Source organism: uncultured Nocardioides sp. (genome assembly GCF_902805925.1).
In the GTDB taxonomy this organism is placed as follows: domain Bacteria; phylum Actinomycetota; class Actinomycetes; order Propionibacteriales; family Nocardioidaceae; genus Nocardioides.
Genome location: NZ_CADCUP010000096.1, coordinates 1 through 8,091, shown reverse-complemented (window position 1 = coordinate 8,091; position 8,091 = coordinate 1). Strand labels below are relative to the sequence as shown.

The window sequence follows — 8,091 nt, the reverse complement described above, 5'->3', positions numbered from 1 at the left end:
CCAGGCCCAGCAGGAGGGCCAGCCCGGCCAGGGTCGCGACGGTGCCGGCGCGGGGCGCGCGGGCTGGGAACGGGCCGGCCCGGGCCCGGCGCGCGCTGATCGCACACGCGAGGAGCACTCCGGCCGTCAGCTGGTAGACCCGCGTGTCCGTGGCGTAGTAGGCGTACGTCGGGTCGCCCCCGGCGCGCCACACCTGCAGCACGAGCGACACGGCGGTGACCGCACCGGCGACCACGGCGAGGGTCCGCACGGGTGAGCTGCTGCGGCGCCAGACGAGCCAGAGCAGCAGCGGCAGCACGACGTAGAACTGCTCCTCGATCGACAGCGACCAGTAGTGCAGGAACGGCGAGGGGTCGTCGGTGGCCGCGAAGTAGTCGCGCGCGTCGAGGATGAACCGCCAGTTGGCGACGTACAGCAGGGCGGCGCGGGCGTCGTCGACCATCGCCACCCGCTGGGGGAGAGAGGCGACGAGGAGCTGGAGGACGCAGGTGGCCACGATGACGAGCACCGCCGCCGGGAGCAGGCGACGCACCCGGCGCGCGTAGAAGGAGGTCACGGAGATACTGCCTCGCTCCGCCGCCTCGGCCAGCAGCACCGAGGTCACCAGGAACCCGGAGAGGACGAAGAAGAGGTCGACGCCGATGAAGCCGCCGCTGAGAGCGGGCACCCGGCAGTGGTGGAGGACCACCAGGTAGACCGCGATGGTCCGGATCCCGTCGAGCTCGGGGCGGTAGCCCCACCCCGGCTTCGCCGTCGCCGCGGCGGCGCGTGGCGCGCGGTCGTCGGTGGTGGCGGTCACCGTGCTCCCTCCCAGGCGGGCATGTCGGCACGAAGGTATCCGGCGCGCACGGCGGCCTGTCGTCGCCCCGTCGTACGACGCGCCGGGGCCTCGCCCCGCCACCGCGGCGCCACCGTGGGACGGGGCTCTGGCACCCACGCCGCCGCACCCTGGCCCCGGGCGGCGGAAGATGCAGGACGGGCTCCCGGACCGCGAGGTCCGAGAGCCCGTCCCAGTGACCGACCGCCCCCCGACGGTCGTTCACCCCCCGCGCATCTGTACCCCGAGCCGGACCGGGCAAACAGCCGGCGGGGCCACGATGCACGTGGTGCGCGTCACGGCTGCGGAGGGTCGACCGCGCCCTCGAGGCGGATCTGCCGCCGGTCAGGGAGCCGGTCGGGGAGTCGGTCAGGGAGTCGGGAGGAACCCGCCGTGCAGGTGCGGCCCGCGCTGGGCGGGCGTGACCAGGGACGGCTCCCTGCGCACCACCGGCCTCCGCCGCGGTCGAGCGGCAGCCACGGCCGCGACCCAGAGCGGCCACACCGCCAGGACCACCACGGCCAGCCGGCCCCGGAGGCCGTCGGCCCACTGCGCCTCCAGCCATTCGACCGCACCCGCGAGCGACACCGCGTCGGACTGCAGCAGCAGGCCCACCGCCGCGGCCGCTGCCAGCATGCGGACCCGGTGGCCGAACACGATCCAGGTGGCGAGGTGCAGGAAGGCGACGGACGCCGCCAGGACGGCGAGCACGAGCGCGATCGCCACGGCGACCTGCACCCACTCGGGCCAGCCGGCGCCGGCGAGGTCGATCGTGGGGAGGGTCACCGGCGCAGTCTGTCCTGTGACCCGACAGCAACCATCCCCCGTTTCGGGGAGTTCCCTGCTCTTCGTGCCCGCGAGGTGCCCACCAGGGCCGCCGAGGCGGTGCTGCTCGGCTCGAACGTGGGTACCGGTGGTCACCGAGACGACCAGCGAGACGGAGCCCGACATGAGCGAGCAGCACCAGGAGCGAGGCGCGGCCGAGGAGAACGCCGGCGTCGCCGACACCTCCGAGGAGCACAACGAGCCGGCTTCGCCGTCGTCGACGCCGGGCGGCGAGCCGTCCCGCGTGGACGGGGCGGCCGAGGAACGAGCGGGCGTCGAGGAGTAGCCGGTGGCCGGGTCAGGCGCCGTCGGCCCCGCTGATCAGCCAGAAGAACACCCCGATGCCCACCAGGCCCATGGCGACCCCGACGAGGGCGCCGACCACCGGACCACGACGGTCCGGGCCGGCGAGCGCGGGCAGCAGTCGGCCGACCAGCGCCCCGAACGCCGCCATGGCCACCAGCTGGGCCGGCACGACGAGGTTCTCGGTGCCCTCGCCGTCGAGGAACGTGGCGGACCGCTGACCGCTCGACCGCGTCACCGCCTCTGCCGTGGGGCCTCCTCGGCCTCGGGTGCGCACTCTGCACCCGCCCGCGTCCGCACGTCGAACGCACGGGGCAGAGGGCACGGGCGGGGGACACGCGAAGACGCCCGCGCAGTTGTGGCATTCGTCCGCGCGTACGGCTGTGCATACTTAAAATCGATGATGACCGACGTCGGCCACCCCTAGGAACTCCATGACCTCGCGCCCCCGCGCCCTCGCCCTGCTCCTGTCCGCCGTGTTGGGACTCGCCACGATCGTGGCGATCCAGACGCCCGCCCAGGCCGCCTTCGGACGGCTCTACGCGCCGACCACCACCCCCATGTCGGGGGTGCCCTTCACCATCACCGGCAAGCTCGAGACCAAGGTCAAGCGCCCCGTCGTGCTGCAGCAGCGGCGCGGCGGTTCGTGGGTGACCATCGCGAAGGCCAAGGCGCGGCGCAACCAGTCCGTCACCTTCACCAAGGTGGTGCTCACCGGCGACGCCAGCCTCCGCGCGGTGGCCCGCCGGTTCACCGCGAAGGTCAGGCTGCCCAGGATCGTCACCAAGGCCGTCACGGTGCCCGTGCTCACGCAGCAGGGCCGGATCGCCGCGCTGCCCCCGGTGGCGCAGCAGGGCGCCACCCCGGCCGCACCGGCCGAGGGCCCGATCGTCTCCGCGGGCTTCGAGCCGGCGCGGCCGGGCCGCACCGTGCAGCTGCAGCGGCAGCAGGGTGGCGACTGGAAGACCGTCGCGAACGCGCCCCAGGACCGCTCCGGGCACGCGGTGTTCGCCGCCGAGGCCGGCCGCACCTACCGGGCGGTCGCGGTCGCGGCGGGCGGCGCCCCCGCATCCGTCACCGGGACGGTGACCGCGCGCGCGTGGAGCCCCGTCTTCGAGGACACCTTCTCCGGCGCGACCCTGGACCCGGCTGTCTGGAGCGACCAGACCCAGAGCTACAGCTACGACACCGGCATCCGCACCTGCGCCCGTCAGGACGCGTCGGTGCGCAGGAACACCGGCAGCACCCTCGAGCTCGGGATCGGCCTCGACCCCACCCGCGCCGGCCAGACCTGCCGCTACACCGCGGCGACGGGCGAGGGGGAGTCGCCGTTCCTGCTCAACACGCAGCTGGCGACCAACAAGGCGTTCAAGTTCCGTCACGGGTACGCCGCAGCGCGGATCCGCTTCGCCGGACCCCAGGGCGCCCACTCCTGCTTCTGGATCCTCCCCGAGGGCGGCCGGGTGCCCGGCGACCCGTCACGCGGCGCCGAGGTCGACGTCGCGGAGTTCTTCGGCGAGGGCGGCCCGCGCGACGCGGTCGGCGGCTTCGTCCACACCCTCGACAGTGCGGGCAACAACGAGAAGATCGGTGAGCTGTTCCGGTCCACCTCGCAGATGAAGCCGGCCGGCGACAGCTGGTCGACCAGCTACCACGTCTTCTCCCTGGAGTGGACGCCTCAGGAGTACGTCTTCCGCATCGACGGTCGCGAGTTCTGGCGCACGCGCGAGAAGATCAGCCAGGTCGACCAGTACCTGGTGCTCAGCATGCTGACCTCGAACTACGAGCTGCGACACCTCACCCCCGAGACGCTCGCCGCCACGACGAGCGTCGACTGGGTGCGCGTCTGGAGGTCCTGAGCACCCGGCTGCCGGCTAGGCCCGGGGGCCCAGCACGATCCCGCGCTCCCGCAGCAGCCGGCCCAGGCCCTGGCCGTCGGGGGCCAGGACGGCCGCCTCGCTCAGCACGCCGGGATCCTTGGGCCCGGGCGTGCCGTGGGTGGCGACCTGCTCGGTGGCGCTGAGCTGCCGGATCGCCACGCCGAGCACCCGGTCGGGCTGGGCGGCGGCCACCTCGGCGTACAGCGAGGGGTCGTGCTGCCCGTCGTCGCCCACCAGCAGCCACCGCAGCTGGGGCAGCTCCTCGAGGAGCCGGCGCAGCTGGGCCCGCTTGTGCTCCTGGCCCGAGCGGAACCACCCGGTCTGCGTGGGACCCCAGTCGGTGAGCAGGAGCGGCCCCACCGGGTAGTCGTGGCGGCGCAGGAAGGCGGTGAGGGCGCCCGCGGTGTTCCACGCACCGGTCGAGAGGTAGACGACGAAGGCGTCGGGCTCGGCCTCCAGCACCTCGCGGTAGAGCGCCGCCATGCCGGGCACGGGCTGGCGCGCGCTCTCCCTGAGCAGGAACGCGTTGCGCAGCGCGACCACGGGGCGCGGCAGCATCGTGACCAGAACGGTGTCGTCGATGTCGCTGAGCAGGCCCAGCCCCGGTCCGGGGGCGACGATGCGCACGGGCACCTCGACCGCCTCGCCGCCCTCGGCCTGCAGCCGCGCGGTGTGCCAGCCGGGCGGGAGGTCGCAGTCCAGCCGGGCGTCGACGTAGCCGCCGGTGCCGGTGACGAGGTCGATCAGGCGGTCGCCGAGCCGCACCGTGATCGCGGTGCCGGTCGCCTTGGCGGTCAGGAAGTGCCGCCACCCGCGTCCGTCCCGCACCTGCTCGCCCGGGGTCCCCGGCGGCCGGAGCAGCACCCGGCACATCACCCGGGCCCAGCCCGGGGCGCCGTACGCGACGACGGGCACCACGGTGGGGCGCCACCCGCGGTCTCGCAGCCGCGGACCGAGCACCGCCTGCATCCGGGCCTCGGCGCGGGCGGCGACGTGCGGGGGTTCCGGGCGAGGGGCCATCCCGCATTCCTACCGCATCGCCGCTCCGGACCCTGCTCAGCCGCCCAGGAAGCTGAAGCGCACCTCGCGCTCGTGGTTGTCGACGTTGAGGTCCACCAGGCAGATGCTCTGCCAGGTGCCGAGGGCCAGCTCGCCGTCGAGCACCGGCACCGTCGCGTACGGCGGCACGAGGGCGGGCATCACGTGCGAGCGCCCGTGGCCGGCGGTGCCGTGGCGGTGCCGCCACCGGTCGTCGGCCGGGAGCAGGTCGCCCAGCGCCGCGAGGAGGTCGTCGTCACTGCCTGCTCCGGTCTCGAGGACCGCGATGCCGGCCGTGGCGTGCGGCACGAACACGTGCAGCAGGCCCGACCCGCGGTCCGCGACGAAGCGGGCGCAGTCGCGGGTGAGGTCCAGGACGGTGTCGCGGTCGCCGGTGCGGTAGCTGTGGGTCTCGGAGTCCATGCCTCGATGGTGCCAGCCGCCGTCGGGTCAGCCGTCGACGAAGGTGACCGCCTCGTCGAGCTCGGCTCGTGAGGTGCGGTACGTCGCGGTGCGGTGCTCGGGGATGCCGAGGTGCTCGTGGAGCAGCGGCGAGTGGCCCGCCAGCGCCGCCTGCGCGCACGCGCCGATCCCCAGCGCCTGGGCGGCGAGCAGGAACGTCAGCGTCGACCCCGACCGTCAGGGGCGCCGCGCCAGGGGCCGGGTCGCCGGTCCCTCGAGGACCTCGCCGTCAGCGGTGAAGCGCGACCCGTGCAGCGGGCAGTCCCAGCTCTCCTCGGCGTCGTTCCACTGCAGGACGCCACCGAGGTGGGTGCACACCCCCACGACGCCGCACTCACGGACCAACGTGTCGTCCCCGCCGGGCAGCCGGTTGCGGACCGCGCGGACCGCCCCGCCCGCCTGGGCCAGGCCCACGCCGAGGTTGATGCGGGCGATCTCCGCGGCGCCCGTGGGTCCGGTGATCCGCCGACCGAGCACCTGTGCCCACGACGGCTTCTCGCCGAGGATCTCGGCCGAGATGGTGCGGGCGGCGGCCACGGCGTTGCTCATGCCCCACTTCTCGTAGCCGGTCGCCAGGTGCATCCGGCCGCCGCCGCGGGGGAGCGCGCCCATGTAGGGGATGCCGTCGTGGCCCTGGTAGTCCTGGGCCGACCAGTGGTGGGTCTCCACGGCACCGGGGAAGTGCTCGGAGGTCCAGGCCCGCAGCCGGTCGTAGTGCTCCAGGGTGGAGCCGGTGCGCCCCACGACGTGTCCGCTGCCGCCGATGAGCAGGTAGCGGCCGTCGGGGTCCGGCACGTCGCGCACCGACCGGCTGTCGGAGCCGGCGGAGAGGAACATGCCGTCGGGCGGCTCCGCGCCGCGGAAGGCGAGCGCATAGGAGCGCTGGGGCTCCACCTTCGCGAAGTACAGCCCTCGGTCCAGGATCGGGACGCCCGTGGCCAGCACCACCTGGTCCGCGCGCACCGACCCCCCGCCCTCCAGCGTCAGCACGGGCTCGCCCGAGCGCGACGCGGAGACGACGCGGTGGCCCTGGTGCAGGGTGCCGCCGTGCGCGCGCAGCTGCTCGACCAGCGCCGCCAGGACGTCGAGGGGGTCGAACTGCGCCTGGTCGGGCAGCACGGTCCCGCCGTGGTTCGGGAACGGCACGTCGAGGGTGTCGTGCCAGCGCACGTCGAGGCCCAGCGAGCTGGCCGCCTGGTGCTCCTGCTCCACCGACGACAGCTCGGACTCGGTGGCGGCGTAGGTGACCGCACGCCGGCGCTGCACCGGGACGCCGTGGTCGTCGCAGAAGCGCAGCAGCCAGGCCATGCCCTCACGGTTCGCCTCGACGTACGCCGCGGCCACCTTGCGGGACTGGTGCCTGCGGATGCGGGAGAGCCTCGTGCCCTGGAGGAGCGACAGCTTGGCGGTGGTGTTCCCCGTGGTGACCGCACCGACGTGCCGGGCCTCCACGACCGCGACCCGGTGCCCGGCCCGGGCCAGCAGCAGGGCCGTGGTGAGCCCGGTGAGCCCGGCGCCCACGACCACGACGTCGAGGGTCTCCTCGGGGCCGGGCAGCGGGTCGTCGGCGATCGGGGTGGCGCGGTCGAGCCAGAGGGAGGTCACGTGGCGGGGTACCCACGCCCCCGCCGGGTCATGCCGCCACCGGCGTCCACCCGAGTGCGCGCGAGCCGGTGGGGTACCGGCCCCGGCACCGCGCCACGCACGGCACCACCTGAGGAGTCTCGATGCGCTTCGGATACTTCCTGTCGGCCGAGGAGTTCACCCCCGCCGAGCTCGTGGAGCAGGCGGTGCTCGCCGAGGAGGCGGGCTTCGAGTGCCTGTGGATCAGCGACCACTTCCATCCGTGGAACGACGAGCAGGGCCAGAGCGCGTTCGTGTGGTCGGTCATCGGGGCGCTCTCGCAGGCGACGACCCTGCCGGTGACCACCGCCGTCACCTGCCCCACCACCCGCATCCACCCCGTGGTGGTCGCGCAGGCGGCCGCCACCAGCGCGGTGATGCTCCAGGGCCGCTTCATCCTCGGCGTCGGCACGGGGGAGGCGCTCAACGAGCACGTGCTCGGCGACGCCTGGCCGAGTGTCGACGTCCGTCTCGAGATGCTCGAGGAGGCCGTGGGCCTGATGCGCGAGCTCTGGCAGGGCGGGTTCGTCAACCACCGCGGGCGCCACTACACCGCCGACACCGCGCGCATCTACACCCTCCCCGAGCAGCCCCCGCAGGTCTTCGTCTCCGGCTTCGGGCCCAAGGCGACCGACCTCGCGGCCCGCATCGGCGACGGCTACGTCACCACCTCGCCCGGCCGCGAGCTCCTCGACCGCTTCCGCGAGAAGTCCGGAGGCAAGCCGACCCAGGGCGGGGTGAAGGTGGCGTGGGCGCGGACCGAGGAGGAGGGCGCCGAGATCGCCCACCGCACCTGGGGCAACAGCGGCCTGCCCGGCGAGCTGGCGCAGGTCCTGCCCTCGCCGCGGCACTTCGAGCAGGCCTCCACGCTGGTCACCCGGGAGATGGTCCGCGACTCGGTGTCGTGCGGCTCCGACGTAGCGGCCCACGTGGAGGCGCTGGGGGAGTACGTCGACGCCGGGTTCGACGACGTGTACGTCGCCAACATGGGCCCGCACTACGCAGGAATCATCACCGCCTTCGGCGCCGAGGTGCTGCCGGCGCTGCGCGAGCGGGCCGCGGCGCGCTAGTTGTCATGCCCATGCACGTTGGGCGATCGGATACGGCGAGCCGTAGATGGGTGAAGGCCTCCCGGTGTGGCGC

At 74.2% G+C, this 8,091-nt stretch carries 10 protein-coding genes; 3 read left to right on the top strand and 7 right to left on the bottom strand.

The window, feature by feature from the left end; translation table 11 throughout:
- Both QZX64_RS06740 and QZX64_RS06735 read right to left on the bottom strand, forming a co-directional pair.
- Positions 1-799: acyltransferase (locus QZX64_RS06740; protein ID WP_295657849.1), on the bottom strand; the 799-nt coding region annotated here is incomplete at its 3' end.
- A gap of 387 nt (positions 800-1,186) precedes the next feature.
- On the bottom strand, positions 1,187-1,603 hold the full coding sequence (locus QZX64_RS06735; RefSeq protein WP_295657847.1) for a hypothetical protein: 417 nt from the start codon (positions 1,601-1,603) through the stop codon (positions 1,187-1,189).
- Between the two features lie 163 nt (positions 1,604-1,766).
- On the opposite strand from QZX64_RS06735, the gene QZX64_RS06730 reads away from it, so the two are divergent.
- On the top strand, positions 1,767-1,928 hold the full coding sequence (locus tag QZX64_RS06730; protein WP_295657845.1) for a hypothetical protein: 162 nt from the start codon (positions 1,767-1,769) through the stop codon (positions 1,926-1,928).
- A 12-nt stretch (positions 1,929-1,940) separates the two neighbouring features.
- Here the strand turns inward: QZX64_RS06730 and QZX64_RS06725 are convergent, their stop codons facing one another.
- Positions 1,941-2,183, bottom strand: coding sequence for a hypothetical protein (locus QZX64_RS06725; RefSeq protein WP_295657843.1), 243 nt, complete (start codon positions 2,181-2,183; stop codon positions 1,941-1,943).
- A gap of 196 nt (positions 2,184-2,379) precedes the next feature.
- Here QZX64_RS06725 and QZX64_RS06720 point away from each other — a divergent pair, with 196 nt between their 5' ends.
- Positions 2,380-3,804 (top strand): glycoside hydrolase family 16 protein, encoded by a 1,425-nt coding sequence (locus QZX64_RS06720; protein ID WP_295657842.1) that lies wholly within the window; start codon positions 2,380-2,382, stop codon positions 3,802-3,804.
- A gap of 15 nt (positions 3,805-3,819) precedes the next feature.
- Here the strand turns inward: QZX64_RS06720 and QZX64_RS06715 are convergent, their stop codons facing one another.
- From QZX64_RS06715 to QZX64_RS06705, 4 genes are read right to left on the bottom strand one after another with little or no spacing between them, the layout of a single operon-like run.
- Positions 3,820-4,845: an App1 family protein gene (locus QZX64_RS06715; RefSeq protein ID WP_295657841.1), complete on the bottom strand. Its 1,026-nt coding sequence runs from the start codon at positions 4,843-4,845 to the stop codon at positions 3,820-3,822.
- A gap of 36 nt (positions 4,846-4,881) precedes the next feature.
- Positions 4,882-5,286, bottom strand: a complete 405-nt coding sequence (locus tag QZX64_RS06710) for a secondary thiamine-phosphate synthase enzyme YjbQ (RefSeq protein ID WP_295657839.1) — start codon at positions 5,284-5,286, stop codon at positions 4,882-4,884.
- A gap of 27 nt (positions 5,287-5,313) precedes the next feature.
- On the bottom strand, positions 5,314-5,478 hold the full coding sequence (locus tag QZX64_RS16725; protein ID WP_366558527.1) for a hypothetical protein: 165 nt from the start codon (positions 5,476-5,478) through the stop codon (positions 5,314-5,316).
- A gap of 24 nt (positions 5,479-5,502) precedes the next feature.
- Positions 5,503-6,930, bottom strand: a complete 1,428-nt coding sequence (locus QZX64_RS06705; RefSeq protein WP_295657838.1) for an FAD-dependent oxidoreductase — start codon at positions 6,928-6,930, stop codon at positions 5,503-5,505.
- A 122-nt stretch (positions 6,931-7,052) separates the two neighbouring features.
- On the opposite strand from QZX64_RS06705, the gene QZX64_RS06700 reads away from it, so the two are divergent.
- Positions 7,053-8,018 (top strand): TIGR03557 family F420-dependent LLM class oxidoreductase, encoded by a 966-nt coding sequence (locus QZX64_RS06700; RefSeq protein WP_295657836.1) that lies wholly within the window; start codon positions 7,053-7,055, stop codon positions 8,016-8,018.
- The last annotated feature ends 73 nt before the right edge of the window (positions 8,019-8,091 follow it).